Origin of the sequence: Agrobacterium cavarae, assembly GCF_004310285.1 — a bacterium.
GTDB lineage: Bacteria > Pseudomonadota > Alphaproteobacteria > Rhizobiales > Rhizobiaceae > Agrobacterium > Agrobacterium cavarae.
Map to the genome: position 1 here is coordinate 181,029 of NZ_SISF01000033.1, position 16,127 is coordinate 197,155.

The 16,127-nt window shown below is 60.9% G+C and carries 16 protein-coding genes and 1 pseudogene; 11 read left to right on the forward strand and 6 right to left on the reverse strand.

The window, feature by feature from the left end:
- Positions 1-11: 11 nt before the first annotated feature.
- From EYC79_RS19240 to EYC79_RS19250, 3 genes are read right to left on the reverse strand one after another with little or no spacing between them, the layout of a single operon-like run.
- On the reverse strand, positions 12-1,274 hold the full coding sequence (locus EYC79_RS19240) for a CCA tRNA nucleotidyltransferase (RefSeq protein ID WP_130979145.1): 1,263 nt from the start codon (positions 1,272-1,274) through the stop codon (positions 12-14).
- Complete coding sequence (locus EYC79_RS19245) at positions 1,271-1,918, reverse strand: NUDIX hydrolase (protein ID WP_130979147.1); 648 nt, start codon at positions 1,916-1,918, stop codon at positions 1,271-1,273. Before EYC79_RS19245 ends, EYC79_RS19240 begins: the two co-directional genes overlap by 4 nt.
- Positions 1,915-2,538 carry a DUF1285 domain-containing protein gene (locus EYC79_RS19250; RefSeq protein WP_130979149.1) on the reverse strand — a complete coding sequence of 208 codons (624 nt, stop codon included), beginning with the start codon at positions 2,536-2,538 and terminating at the stop codon, positions 1,915-1,917. Before EYC79_RS19250 ends, EYC79_RS19245 begins: the two co-directional genes overlap by 4 nt.
- A 248-nt stretch (positions 2,539-2,786) precedes the next feature.
- Between EYC79_RS19250 and EYC79_RS19255 the strand changes: the two genes are divergently transcribed.
- Genes EYC79_RS19255 through EYC79_RS19285 form a run of 7 tightly spaced genes read left to right on the forward strand, consistent with a single transcriptional unit; the run spans position 2,787 to position 10,754 of the window.
- On the forward strand, positions 2,787-3,797 hold the full coding sequence (locus EYC79_RS19255) for an AAA family ATPase (RefSeq protein WP_062426366.1): 1,011 nt from the start codon (positions 2,787-2,789) through the stop codon (positions 3,795-3,797).
- A 48-nt stretch (positions 3,798-3,845) separates the two neighbouring features.
- A complete protein-coding gene (locus EYC79_RS19260; RefSeq protein WP_062440233.1) occupies positions 3,846-4,766 on the forward strand; it encodes a DUF58 domain-containing protein in 921 nt (306 codons plus the stop codon).
- On the forward strand, positions 4,763-7,570 hold the full coding sequence (locus EYC79_RS19265) for a DUF4159 domain-containing protein (RefSeq protein ID WP_130979151.1): 2,808 nt from the start codon (positions 4,763-4,765) through the stop codon (positions 7,568-7,570). Before EYC79_RS19260 ends, EYC79_RS19265 begins: the two co-directional genes overlap by 4 nt.
- A gap of 3 nt (positions 7,571-7,573) precedes the next feature.
- Positions 7,574-9,655, forward strand: a complete 2,082-nt coding sequence (locus EYC79_RS19270; RefSeq protein WP_130979153.1) for a hypothetical protein — start codon at positions 7,574-7,576, stop codon at positions 9,653-9,655.
- A 1-nt stretch (position 9,656) separates the two neighbouring features.
- On the forward strand, positions 9,657-10,094 hold the full coding sequence (locus EYC79_RS19275) for a GNAT family N-acetyltransferase (protein ID WP_130979155.1): 438 nt from the start codon (positions 9,657-9,659) through the stop codon (positions 10,092-10,094).
- A 45-nt stretch (positions 10,095-10,139) separates the two neighbouring features.
- Complete coding sequence (locus EYC79_RS19280) at positions 10,140-10,391, forward strand: type II toxin-antitoxin system RelE family toxin (protein WP_130979157.1); 252 nt, start codon at positions 10,140-10,142, stop codon at positions 10,389-10,391.
- 9 nt (positions 10,392-10,400) lie between these two features.
- Positions 10,401-10,754 carry a helix-turn-helix domain-containing protein gene (locus tag EYC79_RS19285; protein WP_130979158.1) on the forward strand — a complete coding sequence of 118 codons (354 nt, stop codon included), beginning with the start codon at positions 10,401-10,403 and terminating at the stop codon, positions 10,752-10,754.
- A gap of 7 nt (positions 10,755-10,761) precedes the next feature.
- Here the strand turns inward: EYC79_RS19285 and EYC79_RS19290 are convergent, their stop codons facing one another.
- Positions 10,762-12,075 (reverse strand): MFS transporter, encoded by a 1,314-nt coding sequence (locus tag EYC79_RS19290; RefSeq protein ID WP_130979160.1) that lies wholly within the window; start codon positions 12,073-12,075, stop codon positions 10,762-10,764.
- A gap of 91 nt (positions 12,076-12,166) precedes the next feature.
- Positions 12,167-12,733 (reverse strand): GNAT family N-acetyltransferase, encoded by a 567-nt coding sequence (locus EYC79_RS19295; RefSeq protein ID WP_130979162.1) that lies wholly within the window; start codon positions 12,731-12,733, stop codon positions 12,167-12,169.
- A gap of 290 nt (positions 12,734-13,023) precedes the next feature.
- On the opposite strand from EYC79_RS19295, the gene EYC79_RS19300 reads away from it, so the two are divergent.
- The gene (locus EYC79_RS19300; protein ID WP_130979164.1) at positions 13,024-14,028 is read left to right on the forward strand and encodes a glutathione S-transferase family protein; all 1,005 of its coding nucleotides are present in this window, start codon (positions 13,024-13,026) and stop codon (positions 14,026-14,028) included.
- On the opposite strand, the gene EYC79_RS19305 is transcribed toward EYC79_RS19300, so the two are convergent.
- The gene (locus EYC79_RS19305) at positions 14,019-14,417 is read right to left on the reverse strand and encodes an NUDIX domain-containing protein (protein WP_130979165.1); all 399 of its coding nucleotides are present in this window, start codon (positions 14,415-14,417) and stop codon (positions 14,019-14,021) included. The two genes, EYC79_RS19300 and EYC79_RS19305, sit on opposite strands and share 10 nt — an antisense overlap.
- On the opposite strand from EYC79_RS19305, the gene EYC79_RS23525 reads away from it, so the two are divergent.
- From EYC79_RS23525 to EYC79_RS19315, 3 genes and pseudogenes are all read left to right on the forward strand, one after another.
- Positions 14,355-14,621, forward strand: a complete 267-nt coding sequence (locus EYC79_RS23525) for a hypothetical protein (protein ID WP_165457076.1) — start codon at positions 14,355-14,357, stop codon at positions 14,619-14,621. The two genes, EYC79_RS19305 and EYC79_RS23525, sit on opposite strands and share 63 nt — an antisense overlap.
- Positions 14,622-14,625: 4 nt before the next feature.
- Complete coding sequence (locus EYC79_RS19310) at positions 14,626-15,591, forward strand: metallophosphoesterase family protein (protein ID WP_130979380.1); 966 nt, start codon at positions 14,626-14,628, stop codon at positions 15,589-15,591.
- Positions 15,592-15,778: 187 nt separating this feature from the next.
- Positions 15,779-16,070: pseudogene (locus tag EYC79_RS19315) on the forward strand (GIY-YIG nuclease family protein).
- Positions 16,071-16,127: the final 57 nt, after the last annotated feature.

Genomic DNA, 16,127 nt, shown 5'->3' on the forward strand with positions numbered 1-16,127 from the left:
GGTGGAATACATCATGAGCGCTGCTGCAGTTTCGTCACCAGGCGTGTAAGCAACGTCTCACGGTCAGCCGCGAAGTTGCCATCCACCCACGCCGCTTCGAGTTCACCCAGAACCTCGCCCACCTGAGGGCCAGCAGGAAGACCGGCTGCCAGCACATCCGCACCGCTGAGTGGGAAAGAAGGCTTGTTGAACTTTTCGGCACGCGCAAGCAAGGTGGAAAGCTTGGCAATCTTCTGCATCGCGGCGTCCCCCGCAGACATGTCCGCTCTTGCAGAGGAAAGAGCAAGTTTCAGCCCCGTCTTCACGCCCTCGACGCCTTGTCGATAAAGGAGACGATCGAGTGCGGTCTCGGCGAGTGACGGATCGACTGCCGGGGCTTTCGCCCATTGATCGAGACGCGCCGCTTCGTTCTTGGACATGCGCAACCGGCTGGAAAGAACGGCGACCCGCTCTGCATCGGGCGGGATGATGGAGGCGAGCCGTAGCATCGGGTCGGGCTTCCAGCCCAGCGCCTGCTCGGTTGCGACCAAACCGTGGATCGAGTCGATGCCCCACTTCTCCGTCTCGGGGAGGATTTGCGCCAAAACGCCGGCTTGCCGCATCCAGAGCAGTGCCCGCGACGGGTCCTCGGCGCCAAGCAGCTTCTTCATTTCGCTCCAGACCCGTTCGGCCGATAGCGTCGAAAGCTTGTCCTTGGCGCGCGCACTCGCCCGCAGGCCATCCGCATCCGGGCGACCAGAACCATAATAGGCAAAGAAGCGGAAGAAGCGCAGGATGCGCAGATGATCTTCGGCAATCCGTGTTGCCGCATCGCCGATGAAGCGAACGGTCTTGGTTTCGATATCGGCAAGTCCACCGATCAGGTCGATGACCTCGCCGGAGGCGTCGGCATAAAGCGCATTGATCGTCAGGTCGCGCCGTTCGGCGTCTTCTTTCCAGTCCGTACCGAAGGCGACCTCGGCGTGGCGCCCGTCGGTCGTCACATCGCGACGAAGCGTCGTCACCTCATAACCTTCACCATCCACAACCAGCGTCACGGTGCCGTGGTCGATACCCGTCGGCACCGCCTTTATACCGGCATCTTTTGCCCGCTCCACAACATCCCGCGGCGGCAGCGTCGTCGCCATGTCGATATCGCCGACCGGCAGTCCCATAAGCGCGTTGCGCACAGCCCCACCCACCACGCGCGCCTCGCCGCCATCGGCGTTCAGAAGCGAAAAAATCCGCTGAAGGCCGGGTTTGGAAAACCAGCTCTGCCCGGCAATGCCGCTCATGAATAGAACCTCTCGTAAATGCTGCGCACGATGCCCGCCGTAATGCCCCAAATGTAGCGTTCGCCATAGGGCATTTCGTAGAAAAACCGCTCTCTCCCCTGAAACATCCGGCTGCCACGGCTGTGGTTGGCAGGGTTCATCAGAAAGGACAATGGTACCTCGAACACCTCATCCACCTCCGCCGGGTTCGGCGTCAGTGTAAATCCAGGCCTGACGACAGCCAGAACCGGCTTGATGCGAAACCCCGTGCCGGAAATATAATCGGGCATGCGCCCGACCGTTTCGACAAACCGGCGCGACATGCCGATTTCTTCTTCCGTCTCGCGCAGTGCCGCCTCTTCCGGCGAGCGATCCTGCGCATCGATGCCGCCACCGGGAAAGGAGATCTGGCCGGAATGATTGCGCAACGTCTTGGTCCGCTGGGTGAAGATCACCCTCGCCTCGTCGCCGTCATCGATGACCGGAACCAGCACCGCCGCATCCTTCAGCCGAATACCATCGCCGGAAAGTCGCACACTCGGATTGAGAATATGATCGCCGATATCCCCCGCGTCGCGATCCTCCCGCTCGGCAACACCCTCGCCATCCTCCAGGACCCGCCGCCGGAAGTCGGCAGCGGAAAATGCCATCAGTTCAGCTCTCATCGGGCAAGCGCTTCCAGCTCATCCGCAGGCATGATCGGAAACACCTCTCCGCCGGAGCGCACGGAGAACATCGCCCGGCCGTCAATATCGATCGCCTCCCCGAGCTCCACCAGATCATACATCACCGCGCGCGACACCAAAGCCTCCAGCCGCCCACGCACGAGGATATAGGGTTTCAGCTCATTATTCTCGCCGTCTGTGGTGAAACGAAGGGGATGCTCAAGCCCGGCTTCGACCACATCACCAACATTTGTTCGGAAGGTCAAAAGCGGGGCGCCGTCCTTCTCGCCGACACTCATTTCGACGGCGATGAAAGGCGCATCGACGACCCGGATGCCGACTTTTTCCACCGGCGTGACGAGGTAGGTCTTGCCATCCTCATCCTTGCGCAAAACCGTTGAAAACAAACGCACAAGCGGTGCTCTGCCGATCGGCGTCCCCATATAGAACCATGTGCCATCGGCGCGGATTTCCATGTCGAGATCGCCACAGAAAGGCGGGTTCCATTTCTCCACGGGGGCCGGTCCCCGGGGCTTGTCACCCGTCTGCTCGCTGGCGCGGGAAATCAATGCCGCAAGCCCTGCCGCATCCGTCGCCGCATTAATCCTGTCATCTGCCATATTCGAGCCCTGCTTTGCCAATTATGCAATAAAGGAACATGGGTAACGAGATAGTCACTTAAAGGATGCTTGTCAGCGGTTTGCGTGGCAATAAGCTATAGGCAGCGCCAAATCCCTCCTGTATTCCAATAGGAAGGTTGAACGTCGGAGTTTGTCAGGGATAAGTGGAAACCGGTTATCCCGAAGAGACAAACGGCAACAAAGAATCGATTCTGGGACCGCTGCGGCGGGGTTTTGAGGAGAGCCATATGGGCGTGATGAACACCACCGAAACCCTCGACGAAAAGGCGATCGTCGCCGCTGCGGAAAAGGCGCTGGCCGATATTGCCGCTATTCGCGGCGAAGTCTCCAAGGTCATTTTCGGTCAGGAAAAAGTGGTGCAGAACACGCTTCTCGCCATTCTCTCCGGCGGCCACGCGCTGCTCGTCGGCGTTCCGGGTCTGGCAAAGACCAAGCTCGTCACCACGCTCGGCACGGTGCTGGGGCTCGATGCCAACCGCATCCAGTTTACCCCCGACCTGATGCCCTCGGATATTCTCGGCTCCGAAGTCATGGATCAGGACGAGAGCGGTCGTCGCTCCTTCCGCTTCATCAAGGGACCAATCTTCGGCCAGTTGCTGATGGCCGACGAGATCAACCGTGCCAGCCCGCGCACCCAGTCGGCGCTGCTGCAGTCCATGCAGGAATATCACATCACGGTGGCCGGCCAGCGTTACGATCTGCCCAAGCCCTTCCATGTGCTGGCAACCCAGAACCCGTTGGAACAGGAAGGCACCTATCCGCTGCCCGAAGCGCAGCTCGACCGCTTCCTCCTCCAGGTGGATGTGGATTATCCGGAACTTGCCGCCGAACGTCAGATCCTTCTCGACACCACTGGAACGGCATCGGCCGAAGCACGCCGCATGATCGAGTCCGAGCGGCTGATCGAAATCCAGACCCTGATCCGCCAGATGCCTGTCAGCGACAAGGTGGTGGATGCGATCCTCTCGCTCGTCCGCTCGGCCCGCCCAGGCCAGGGCAACAAGCTGACCGACAAGAACGTCGCATGGGGTCCAGGCCCGCGTGCCGGACAATCCCTGATGCTGACGGCCCGCGCCCGCGCGCTTTACGAAGGCCGCCTGGCGCCCTCGCTTGATGATATCTATGCGCTGGCAGAGCCCGTGCTGGAACACCGCATGGCGCTGACCTTTGCCGCACGCGCCGAGGGAATGTCGGTACGTGACGTGATTGCCGGCCTCGTAGAGCACGCCAAGAACTAAGCCGTCACCAAAGAAGACGACGGTCTTTAGAAACAGACAGGAGCGCATGTGGCATCCATCGGCCAGATCGTAGAGCAGACATCGGGCAGCGACGTGCTGGCCCGTGCGCGCCAGCGCGCCGCTCTGGTGCCGGATTGCATGGTCGAAGCCAGGCGCATCGCCAATACCGTGACCGCCGGCTGGCACGGTCGCCGCAAGCGCGGCATCGGCGAAAACTTCTGGCAGTTCCGGCCCTATGCCGATGGTGAAAGCCTGTCGCGCATCGATTGGCGGCGTTCCGCCCGCGACGATCATACCTATGTGCGCGATCGCGAATGGGAAGCCGCTCACACGATCTGGCTTTGGGCGGATCTGTCGCCCTCTATGATGTATAAATCGACGCTGGGAACCGTCTCCAAGGAAAGCCGCGCGCTCGTGCTGCTGCTGGCACTGGCGGAGATCCTCGCCCGTTCCGGTGAGCGCATCGGCTGCCCCGGCATCATGGAACCGGTCTCCGCCCGCAACGCCGCAGAACGGCTGGCCAATGCCATCATGCACGCACCCGCCACCACCGGCCTTCCCGATACCAGCATGATCCGTGGCGCCAGCGACATCGTCCTGATCGGCGATTTTCTCGATGATGCGACCACGATCATGGAGCGGCTCTCGCCGCTGGCACGCCGTGGTCTTGGCGGTCACGTGGTGGAGATTGCCGATCCGGCGGAAGAGGTGTTCCCCTATAGCGGGCGCACGGAATTTTCAGATCCCGAAACCGGCGAGAAGCTGACCTCGGGACGTGCCGAAACCATCCGGGAGGACTACACCCGCGCCTACTTCGCCCGTCGTGAGGCGCTTTCCTCGTCGCTGCGCCGGCTTGGCTGGAACTTCATCTTCCACCGCACCGACCATCTGGCATCCGAAGCGCTGGTCGCCATGCACATGTATCTCTCCGGCTCACCAGCTGGCGGGCGAAACGGAGACCGCCCATGAGCGCGCTCCCCTTCGTCTTCACCAGCCCCTATATTCTTTTCGGCCTCCTCGCTTTGCCCGCCATCTGGTGGCTCTTGCGCCTCACGCCACCGCGCCCGAGGGCGGAAGTCTTTCCGCCGCTGCGTATTCTCGCAACGGTTCTGAAGCGCGAGGAAACACCGTCGAAAAGCCCCTGGTGGCTAACACTCTTGCGCATGCTGCTTGCCGCAGCCGTCATCTTTGCGCTTGCCGATCCCGTCATCAATCCGCGCAACAACACGCTGGCGGGAAGCGGCCCGCTGGTGCTGATCGTCGACAATAGCTGGGCTGCCGCCCCGGATTGGGAGCGCCGCGTCAGAACCGCAGAAGCCTTGATCGGCGATGCGGAGCGCGCCGAGCGCCCCGTGTCTATCACCTTCACCTCGGACCGGGAACATGATGCCGAGCCTGGCACGACAGCAGCCGCACTGGAAAAGCTCGCCGCCGCCAAGCCACAACCGCTGGTCCCGGACCGTGTTCGTGCTGCCGAGTCCGTCATCGAGGCGATGAACGGCACCGCGCCCGGTACACTTGCCTATATCACCGATGGCGTCGCAACACCGGAAGACCGCGCGGCACTGAGCAGCCTTGCCAGCCTGCAGGCCTCCGAGTTCCGCGTGATCGAAGGCGACGGTCAGCAGGTTGCCGCGATTACCGGCGCGGAGAACGGCGCCGACACCATGACGGTGTCCCTCTCTCGCCTCAGCACCAGTGGGGCGGCCAACTACACGATCAATGCGCAGGATTCCCAAGGACGTATTCTCGCCAGCGACGGCGCAAGCTTTGCGCCCGGTGCCGCTGAAACCACAGCGAAGATCAATGCGCCATTCGAGCTGCGCAATGATTTCGCCCGTCTCTCTATCGACCGGCTGTCCACCGCTGGTGCGGTCCATCTTCTGGATGACGGTTTCCGCCGCCGTCGCGTGGCGCTTCTTGCCGGTGAGACCGGCAATGATTTCCAGCCACTGCTCCAGCCGCTCTATTATATCAGCCGCGCCCTCCAGCCCTATGTGGATCTGGTGCCGCAGCAGCAGCCCGATCTGGCCGTCGCCATTCCAGAATTGCTGCAGACCAACCCTTCCGTCATCGTCATGGCCGATATCGGCCGCTTGCCGCAGGAAACCTATGCGCCGCTCGAACGCTGGCTTTCGCGTGGCGGCACGCTGATCCGCTTTGCCGGTCCACGCCTCGCCGCCGCGCCGGCAGACGATCCGCTGGTGCCGGTGACCTTGCGCCAGGGCGAACGCGCTCTCGGCGGCGCTCTGTCCTGGGCCGAGCCTCAGCCGCTGGCGGACTTCCCCAATTTTGGTCCCTTTGCCGGAATGCCACGTGCCGAAGGCGTTCACATCAAGCGCCAGGTTCTCGCCGAACCGACGCCCGATCTTGCCGAGCGCACCTGGGCAAGCCTTGCCGATGGCACGCCGCTGGTGACCACGCGCACGGTCGATGCCGGTCGCATCGTGCTCTTCCATGTCAGCGCCGAAGCAAGCTGGTCTGACCTGCCCATCTCCGGCCACTTTGTCGAAATGCTGCGCCGGATCGTTCAGCAGTCGCAGGTCGGTGGCTCTTCGGCGTCCGCGAATGCGCCGGCCGCAGCCTTGCCGCCTTATCGCGTGTTGACCGCGACAGGCTCGCTCTCACCCGATATTGGCGCCGCCCGCCCGCTGGAAGCGCGCCCCGGTCAAGCGCCGCGCGCAAGTTTCGACAATCCGCCCGGCCTCTACGGCACGGAAACCGGCTTCGTTGCCTTGAACCTTCTGCCACCTGGGGCGACGCTTCGCCCGATCGACACGTCACTTGCCGGCACGCCCGTCGCTACCGAAGGTCTCGTCGGCGAAGCGGCAACGTCGCTGCGCCCTGCTCTCTTCATCGCGGCTCTTCTCATGCTCTTTGCCGATAGCCTGATCATCCTTTTCATGAATGGCGCATTTTCCAAGATGCCGCGCGCGCGCTCATCTGCAGCCGCGATCCTCATTGCATCACTCGGTGCCTTCGCCCTGCTGACGCCAAATCCGGTTCATGCCAATGACGCCAAGCCGGGTGACGAGGAAATCCTCAACCGTCTCGACACCACCCATCTTGCCTATGTGAAGACCGGCGAGGATGATGTCGATCGGGTGTCCCAACAGGGCCTGCAGGGCCTGACCGAGTTCATGACCTGGCGCACGACGCTGGAACCGGGTGCGCCAGTCGGGCTCGATATCTCCAAGGACGAGCTCTCCTTTTATCCGATCATCTATTGGCCGATTTCCGCCACAGCACCCATGCCGTCGACGGCGGCCATTTCGCGCATCGATGCCTATATGCGCGCCGGCGGCACCGTACTCTTCGATACGCGAGACCAGTTTTCGTCGTTGAACAGCGGCACCAGCGCCAACGGGCAGCGGCTTCAGGAAATCCTCGCCAATGTCGATATTCCGCCGCTGGAGCCCGTGCCGCAGGATCACGTCGTTACACGCTCCTTCTATCTGCTGAAGAATTTTCCCGGCCGCTACACCGGCAGCCCGCTGTGGGTCGAGTCGCGCCAGGATGCGGCCAAGACCACCTCCGGCATTTCGTCTTCGGGCGATGGCGTATCGCCGATCATCATTACCGGCAACGACTTTGCCGGTGCCTGGGCGGTGGATGACAATGGCGCGCCGGTTCTGCCAACCGTGCCGCCAGACGAGATGCAGCGCGAATATGCCTACCGCGCCGGCGTCAACATCATGATGTATATGCTGACCGGAAACTATAAGGCCGATCAGGTGCATGTGCCCGATATTCTCCAGAGATTGGGGCAGTAACGCATGACGCTCTCATTCGCCCCCTTCCTCCCCTGGACCGTCATCGCCATTCTGGCCGCAGCCGCGCTCGTTCTGGCTGTCGCCGGTCTGCTGCGTGGCGTGCGCGGCGCATGGCTGCGCGGACTTGCGCTTGCAGCCCTTCTGCTCGCCATCGCCAATCCGCTGCTGACCAATGAGGAGCGCGAGCCGCTCTCCACGATCGTGCCGGTGATCGTCGACCGGTCGCAGAGCCAGGACGTGCAGCAGCGCACCGCGCAGACCGATCAGGCCTTGGCCAATCTCAGAGAGCGCCTTGCTCGCTTCCCCCGGATCGAGCCGCGCATCGTCGAGGTTCGCAACGACGAGAACAGCGACTCGCCCGCGACGAACCTTTTCTCGGCACTCTCGGCCTCCGTCTCGGATGTCTCGCCCTCGCGCGTCGGCGGCGCGATCTTTCTCAGCGACGGTCAGATCCACGACATTCCCAACGCTACGCCGGATGTCGAACAGACGCTTGGCTTCAAGGCGCCGATCCATGGCCTGATCACCGGCCGCGCTGACGAATTCGATCGTCGTATCGAGGTCGTTCGCGCTCCCCGCTTCGGGATCGTCAATGAAGAGCAGCAACTCACATTGCGCGTCTTCGACGAGGGTCGCACGCAAAGCGGCACGGCGAATGTCACCATCAAGATGAACGGCCAGGAAATCGGCAATCTGCAAGCCGTGCCGGGACGCCCCATTCCCTTCACCTTCAAGGTTCCGCGCGGCGGCAACAATGTGATGGAATTCTCCGTCGCGGAGCTGCCGGGCGAAGTCACCACCGCCAACAACCGCGCCGTCCATGTCATCGAGGGTATTCGCCAGAACCTGCGTGTGCTGCTCGTCTCCGGTGAGCCGCATGCCGGTGAGCGCGCCTGGCGCAACCTGTTGAAGTCGGACACCTCCGTAGACCTCGTTCACTTCACCATTCTGCGTCCGCCGGAAAAGCAGGATGGGACGCCGATCAATGAACTGTCGCTGATCGCTTTCCCGACGCGTGAACTCTTCGTCGAAAAGATCAACGATTTCGATCTGATCATCTTCGACCGCTACCAGCATCGCGGCGTGCTGCCGATCCTCTATTATGATTACATCGCTCAATATGTGGAAAAGGGCGGTGCGCTCCTGATTGCCGCAGGCCCTGAACATGCGGGCCAGGATTCGATTGCGATGACGCCGCTGGAATCGGTGCTGCCCGCCCAGCCGACCGGCCAGGTCAATCAGGGCGCCTTCTTCCCGCGCCTTTCCGAAGCCGGTAAGAAGCACCCGGTCACACGCGGCTTGGAAGGCTCTGGCGACGAGCCACCCCATTGGGGTCGCTGGTTCCGCACTGTCGGCGTGGAGCAACCCCAGGGCCAGACAGTCATGCTCGGCGCCAGCCAGGACCCATTGCTGGTACTGAACCGCCAGGGCGAAGGCCGCGTCGCCATGCTGCTGTCCGACCAGGGCTGGCTCTGGGCGCGCGGCTTTGAAGGCGGTGGTCCGCATGTGGCGCTCTATCGCCGCATCGCCCACTGGCTGATGAAGGAGCCGGAACTTGAGGAAGAGGCCCTGACGGCGCGCGCCAATGGCCGCATGCTTGAGATCACCCGCCAGACCATCGGCGACAATCCGGGCGACGCCACGGTCAAATTCCCCTCCGGCAAGACCGAAACGATGAACTTTACCCAAACGGACCCCGGTCTCTACAAGATCGAACGCCGCATGAACGAGACGGGTCTCTACGAAGTCTCCAACGGTGACTTCACCACACTCGTCCATGTCGGCGCAGTCGATGCGGCGGAATTCAAGGCGATGATCTCCACCACGGATACGCTGAAGCCTCTGGCCGATGCGACAAGAGGCAGCGTCCATCGCGTGGTAGACGACGCCAATCGTGTGGTCCTGCCGGATATTCTCCCCGTGCGCGGCGAAGTTCGCGTTGCAGACAATGACCGCATGCTGATCCGCATGACGGATGAGACCGTGCTGAAGGGCGTCAACACCCTGCCACTCTTTGCAGGCTTCGCCGGCCTCGCCGCCCTGCTGCTGGCCTTCTCTGCTCTGTGGTGGCGCGAAGGCAGATAAGATGCACGACAGGATCGAACTCAGCGATGGCGCGGATGAGAGCGCCACGGCCGCCATTCTCGCCGGCCTGAAAGACTACAATCTCCATCGCTTCGGCCCTGCCGATTGGAAAGAGCTGGTCATCGCGCTGAAAGACGAAGACGGCAAAGTGATCGGCGGCCTCTCCGGCCACACCGCCCGCGGCTGGCTTTATACCGCCCTTCTCTTCATTCCCGAAGACCTGCGCGGACAAGGCCTCGGCCCCAAGCTTCTTCAAATGGCAGAAGACGAAGCCCGCAAACGCGGCTGCACCGGCGCCTATATTGACACGATGAGTGCTGACGCGCTGACGCTCTACCAAAAATGCGGCTACGAGATCTTCGGCCAGATCGCAGAGTTCGGCCCGAATTACGCCATGACGTACTTGAAGAAATTGCTTCAAGACGCGAAAGTTAGCTGAAAGCGAATTTTCTTGAAAAATTTTCGCATTTAGCTATTTTAAGTCATGAAGAAAATTGCCTACAGCAAAGCGTCGATCAGAACTCTTCGTCGCCTGTCGGCAACCGAAGCAAAGCGGATTGTCGCTAAGATCGAACAATATGCGGATGATCCGACCTCTCTGACCAATAATGTCAAGGCGCTTGTGGGATCACCATACATCAGGCTTCGAGTGGGCAATTGGCGCGTCATAATGGACGACGACGGGCATATCTTGGAGATCATTCAAATCGGCCCGCGTGGCAGCGTCTATCAGTAGGAGTTGCATATGCAAACGATAAAGACACCCAACGGCGAAACACTCGTCATCCTACCTCTAGCGGAGTATGAGAGCTTGATCGACCAGGCAGACATTGCCGCGGCAAACAGGATCAAGGCAGACATCTCGGCCGGACGTGACGAACTTGTGCCAGCGGAAATCGTAACCCGCCTTCTTTCTGGGGAGAGTGCCGTGAAGGTATGGCGTTCTCACCGAGGACTATCGGCGAAAGACCTTGCGGCCGAGGCGGGCATCAGCGCGCCCTATCTTTCAGAGATTGAAGGCGGCAAGAAGGAAGGAAGCCTCTCCGTCATGAAGAAGATCGCCGAAGTCCTCAAGGTGGACCTCGACGATCTGACTTGAGGTCCGTTCAAGACAGGCTGACCTGCCGCGTCTCGGCATTGATCATGGTTGCGGCGATTGCCGCCAGCACCAGGAGACCTGCGAATATGCCAACTGCAAACCCAAACCCCTGAGCAATGGCATAGCCAAGCACCGAAGGTGCCAGCAACCCGCCGAGGCGGGCCATGGCACCGGCTGCCCCCATGCCGGTGGCGCGTGATTCCGTCGGGTAGAGCTCCGGCGTATAGGCATAGAGCGCGCCCCATGTGCCGAGCAGCGCAAAGCTCATCAGGAGCAGAGATGCGGCGATGATCGTACCGGTCGTCGCGAGTGTGAAGAGCAGGCAGCCGAGCGCGGAAAGCAGGCAGAAGCCGATCAGCGTTGGCTTGCGGCCCCATTTTTCCACGCCGTAGGCAGCAAGCGCATAGCCGGGGATCTGGGCGAGTGCGACGAGGACCAGGAAGCCATAGCCGCGAACGAAGCCGAAGCCTTCACCCGCAAGTCGGGCGGGCATCCAGGTGAAGACGCCATAATAAGAGACCGAGACCAGGAACCAGATGGCAAGGATCATGATGCTGCGCTGACGAAGAGCCGGCGAAAACAGGCCCTGCCCCTTCACAGCCTTGGACTGGGCGATGCCTGTGCCTGCATCCAGTTGCGCGCGACCATTGGTCTTCAGCATGGCATTGACCACGACTTTCGCTTCTTCCGAACGACCGCTCTTCAACAGATAGAGCGGCGATTCCGGCACGAGGAAACGCAGGCCGATGCCGATCAGCGCAGGGAATGCGGTGACGGCAAAGATGTAGCGCCATGCATCCTGGAGTTGGTAAAGGCTCGCAATCCATGCGGCAATTGCCACCACGAGCGTACCGACGGCCCAGAAGCCTTCCAGCAGAACGAGCCAGCGGCCACGGTTTTTTGCCGGCAGAAATTCCGCCATCATCGCATAATCCACCGGCAGCGTACCGCCGACAGCTGCACCCGTGAGGAAGCGCAGAACCAGAAGAATGGTGAAATCCGGTGCAAATATAGAGAGAATGCCGAAGACGGCATCGCAGGCCACGGTGACGATCAAGACCCGACGGCGACCATAACGATCCGCCATCCGACCAAAGCCGATGGCGCCAAGCAGCATGCCGAGGAAGAAGGCGGTCCCCGTCTGCAGTGCCTGCGGGACGGTAAGCCCGAACGTCGCGGCAATCGAGGCGGCGGTGAACCCCACCGCCAGCACCTGCATGGCATCCGCCGCCCAGACCAGTCCGAAGATACCCATCAACCGGCGCTGGTAGGCACCGGCTCCTGCGCGAGCCAGCGCATCGTTCATCGTAATTGACGTCATCATCGCCCCCTTGCGACCAGAGTCGTTACCCTAGGGCAAAGTGCTACGGTCCGCTGGTAGAGACTGTCAAGGCGTTATAGCTGCGGTTGCGTCAACCCATGGCACGAAGAGGCAGATTAAACACAACCTCGTCCTGCGCATCCACCGCTTCGGCGTCGTCATTCCGCCAGCCAATCGTGCCTTTCAACCGAGCATGAACATCATCCACCAAGGGCACGACGAGCACCCGGTTCATGTCGACAGGTCCTGGAAAATCGAGCGCACCATAGGCGACCTTCTCGAAGCCGAGCGGCATGTAATAGGGTGGATCGCCGATCAGGATTACCGCCTCGGAGCCCTTGCGCTTGGCAGCTGCAATCGCAATGCGCACCAGTTCACGCCCGATGCCCCTGTTCTTGTGCGAGGGCCGAACCGCCAGCGGCCCAAGCATATGGCCCTTCACCTCACCTGCGCGAACCGGCGTCATCCGCACCGAAGCGATGGTCTCGCCATCATCGGCGCAGATAAAGGAGAGCGAGCGGTCATGAGGCCCCTGCTCGCGGATACGCGCGGCAGCGCGTGTGTGCCGGCCTGGGCCGAAAGCTTCTGCATTGATAAGTTCGATAACGGCGTCGTGAGACGCGTCCTCGGTGAGGTAGACCAGTTCGTGCTTGGACATGAAGAGACCGGAACGTTGAATACGGACATGACGATATGTGACGGTGCACCTGACATTGCCTGACAGGGCAAGAAGAGCGTCAGCGTCGTCGGAGCGTCCGTGGTTCGGTCATAGGGGAGAATTTCCTCAAGATTATGAAAATCGCAGATATCAGGAAATTATGAGACGGTCCAGAACAAATGGCCCTGCGGTTGCATTCACGAAGGGAGAACGCATTGTTCATTGATGCGAGGGTTCGCTTTAACCGCTGAGCGCCTTAGGGTGAGAGAAGAAACAAAGGGAGAATGCAGATGGGCAGGCTGGTCGAGGGCGTTTGGCAGGATGTGTGGTACGACACCAAGGAAACCAAGGGCCATTTTAAGCGCAGCGCTTCGCAGTTCCGCAACTGGATCACCGCCGATGGCGAGCCCGGCCCCTCCGGCAAGGGCGGCTTCAAGGCGGAGAAGGATCGCTATCACCTCTACGTCTCGCTCGCTTGTCCCTGGGCGCATCGCACCCTCATCTTCCGCAAGCTGAAGAAGCTCGACGACTATATTTCGGTTTCCGTCGTCGATCCGCTGATGCTGGAAAACGGCTGGGAGTTCAAGCCTCAGGAGGAGCGCACGCCGGGCGCGACGGAGGATCATCTCTTCGGTTCGTCGTTTCTCTGGCAGGTCTACACCAAGGCCGATCCGCACTATTCCGGCCGCGTCACCGTGCCCGTTCTTTGGGACAAGCAGCAGAACACCATCGTCTCCAATGAGTCGGCGGAGATCATCCGCATGTTCAATAGCGCCTTCGATGCGTTGACCGGATCTGAGCTCGATTTCTATCCGGAACAAAGGCGCAGTGAAATCGACCAGCTCAACGACCTGATCTACGACACCGTCAACAACGGCGTCTACAAGGCGGGCTTTGCCACCACGCAGGACGCCTATCAGGAAAGTGCCATCAAGGTCTTCGAAACACTCAACATCCTTGAAGAACGCCTCTCAAACCAGCGCTTTCTTCTAGGGCCTGAGCAGACGGAGGCCGACTGGCGGCTGTTCACCACGCTCGTGCGTTTCGATCCGGTCTATGTCGGCCACTTCAAATGCAACATCCGCCGCATTCACGACTACCCGAATCTCACCGGCTATCTGCGCGATCTCTTCCAGACGCCCGGCGTGCCGGAGACGGTCGATATGCGCCACATCAAGGAGCATTATTACCGCAGCCACAAGACGATCAACCCGACGGGCATCGTCCCGGTTGGACCGGAATTGGAGCTCGAAAAGGCCCATGATCGCGCAAGGTTGGCGGGAGGCTACCAGTAATCGTCCGGCAAAGCGTCACCCGTGAGGTCCGCGAGACGACGACGCGTCGCTGGTGTCGTCCCGTCGGGCAGAGCATCGAGCGGGAAAAACCCGCTCTCGGCAATCTCGCGATCCGGCACCTTCACCGCGGTCTGTCTAACGCTGAGGCGATAGAACAGCACATGGTCGCGATCGCTCGTGCGGTTGTTGAAATAGACGTGCATCAGGTGAGGAGCAGACGTCGCGACCAGATTGCCCTCTTCGCGGATTTCCTTGTGCAGCGCCTGCAATCCCGTTTCCTGTCGCTCAACGCCGCCACCCGGCATATGCCAGCCGGAGACATAGGTGTGGCGCACGAGAAAGATGCGGCCCTCATCATCGAAACACGCCGCCCGCACCCCAAGCGTCATGCCGCGCCGCAGAAAAAAGAACCGGTGTACAATCCTTTTGGCGATATTCCGAAGGAGTTGCCGGAACCCTTCACCGAGCTTGCGGTTCTCAACCAACGTTCAACTCTCCGTCACCTGATGGATTTCTGCCCGATTGAAGCACTTATCCCCTTGAAATGCCGAGGCTTCGCATTGGACGCCTCAACACGGATACGATATGTCTGACCCCATGTTCAAGCTCGCCCATATTTCCGACGTTCACCTCGGCCCATTGCCAAAGCTCACCTTCCGCGAATTGGCGTCCAAGCGCATCACCGGCTTTGTGAACTGGCGGCTCAACCGCCGCAAGCATCTTTTCACCGACACGCTGGAGCGCTTGGTGGACGATATGGAAACCAAGGCGCCGGATCACATCGCGATCACCGGAGACCTCGTCAATCTGGCGACCGGCATCGAAATCCGCGCTGCCGCCGACTGGCTGGAGGAAGTGGGCGACCCGCTGAAGGTGTCCGTCGTGCCCGGCAACCACGACGCCTATGTGCCTGGCGCACACGACAAGGCCATGGCGGCCTGGTATCCTTACGTTCGAGGCGATGGCGATGCGCAAGACTGGAATGAAGACCGCAAGATATTCCCCTATATGCGCGTGCGCGGCCCGGTCGCACTGATCGGCTGCTCCACCTCGATCGCCACCCCGCCCTTCTCCGCCACAGGATATTTCGGCCGCCGCCAGGCGCGTGCGACCGCGGATCTGCTGAAAAAGGCCGGAGAGCAAGGCCTGTTCCGCGTGGTGATGATCCATCACCCACCCGTGCGCGGCGCGGCTGCTACCCACAAGCGCATGATCGGCATCCGCCGCTTTGCTGCAGCACTCGGCACCGGCGGCGCCGAACTCGTGCTCCACGGCCACACCCACCTCAACACCGTCTACTGGCTGAACACCCATCGTGGCCAGGACCACATCCCTGTCGTCGGCATCGCCTCGGCGAGCCAGGGGCCGGGCGCCGAGAAGCCGCGCGCCGGCTACAATCTCTTCAACATTTCGGGCGGCCCCGGCACATGGGAGGTGACCTGCGAACGCTTCAGCCTCAACGAGAAGGCAACCGGCATAGAACTCGAAGACATCCGCGTCTTCTACCACAACGGCCACCCGCTTGGGTTCAGCAACCCGGTGGAACAGGCGCCGGAGGAGTAGATCTGTCTGGTTGAAGGAAGAGTCTTGGGTGATCAAAGACTTGATCACGCTGGATCCCTGTGACGAGCACAGGGATGAGGGAGGTCATTGAAACCGTCCTGCCAATCAAAGACTTCCGCGCCTTGGGCTAAGTGCGCCCAGACGTGAGCATCTTGCATCGTCATCTTTCTCCCGGCAGGATGCGACTATGAAAGGTTATGTCTACATTCTTGCCTCGAAGCGAAACGGCACCCTCTACACCGGTGTAACGAAGGACTTACCCAATAGGCTTTTTGAGCATCAAAACGAACTAACTCCAGGCTTTACATCCAAGATATAACGTCAAAACCCTGGTCTGGTTTGAAGAGTACGATCTGCTGACGACGGCAATTACGCGTGAAAAGACGATCAAGAAATGGCCTCGCCAATGGAAGTTGAACCTCATAGAGGCGGAGAACCCCGATTGGCAGGATATTTCTCACTACCTGCACGGTTTATGATCTCTCGAAAAGCTCCTCACTCTCCCCTCATCCCTGTGCTTGTCACAGGGATCCAGC

What these genes read in the sequence shown, in the direction of transcription:
- EYC79_RS19240 (WP_130979145.1), bottom strand. Translation starts at nt 1,274, where the DNA reads ATGAGCGGCATTGCCGGGCAGAGCTGGTTTTCCAAACCCGGCCTTCAG.
- EYC79_RS19245 (WP_130979147.1), bottom strand. Translation starts at nt 1,918, where the DNA reads ATGAGAGCTGAACTGATGGCATTTTCCGCTGCCGACTTCCGGCGGCGG.
- EYC79_RS19250 (WP_130979149.1), bottom strand. Translation starts at nt 2,538, where the DNA reads ATGGCAGATGACAGGATTAATGCGGCGACGGATGCGGCAGGGCTTGCG.
- EYC79_RS19255 (WP_062426366.1), top strand. Translation starts at nt 2,787, where the DNA reads ATGGGCGTGATGAACACCACCGAAACCCTCGACGAAAAGGCGATCGTC.
- EYC79_RS19265 (WP_130979151.1), top strand. Translation starts at nt 4,763, where the DNA reads ATGAGCGCGCTCCCCTTCGTCTTCACCAGCCCCTATATTCTTTTCGGC.
- EYC79_RS19270 (WP_130979153.1), top strand. Translation starts at nt 7,574, where the DNA reads ATGACGCTCTCATTCGCCCCCTTCCTCCCCTGGACCGTCATCGCCATT.
- EYC79_RS19275 (WP_130979155.1), top strand. Translation starts at nt 9,657, where the DNA reads ATGCACGACAGGATCGAACTCAGCGATGGCGCGGATGAGAGCGCCACG.
- EYC79_RS19280 (WP_130979157.1), top strand. Translation starts at nt 10,140, where the DNA reads ATGAAGAAAATTGCCTACAGCAAAGCGTCGATCAGAACTCTTCGTCGC.
- EYC79_RS19285 (WP_130979158.1), top strand. Translation starts at nt 10,401, where the DNA reads ATGCAAACGATAAAGACACCCAACGGCGAAACACTCGTCATCCTACCT.
- EYC79_RS19290 (WP_130979160.1), bottom strand. Translation starts at nt 12,075, where the DNA reads ATGACGTCAATTACGATGAACGATGCGCTGGCTCGCGCAGGAGCCGGT.
- EYC79_RS19295 (WP_130979162.1), bottom strand. Translation starts at nt 12,733, where the DNA reads ATGTCCAAGCACGAACTGGTCTACCTCACCGAGGACGCGTCTCACGAC.
- EYC79_RS19300 (WP_130979164.1), top strand. Translation starts at nt 13,024, where the DNA reads ATGGGCAGGCTGGTCGAGGGCGTTTGGCAGGATGTGTGGTACGACACC.
- EYC79_RS19305 (WP_130979165.1), bottom strand. Translation starts at nt 14,417, where the DNA reads ATGACGCTTGGGGTGCGGGCGGCGTGTTTCGATGATGAGGGCCGCATC.
- EYC79_RS19310 (WP_130979380.1), top strand. Translation starts at nt 14,626, where the DNA reads ATGTTCAAGCTCGCCCATATTTCCGACGTTCACCTCGGCCCATTGCCA.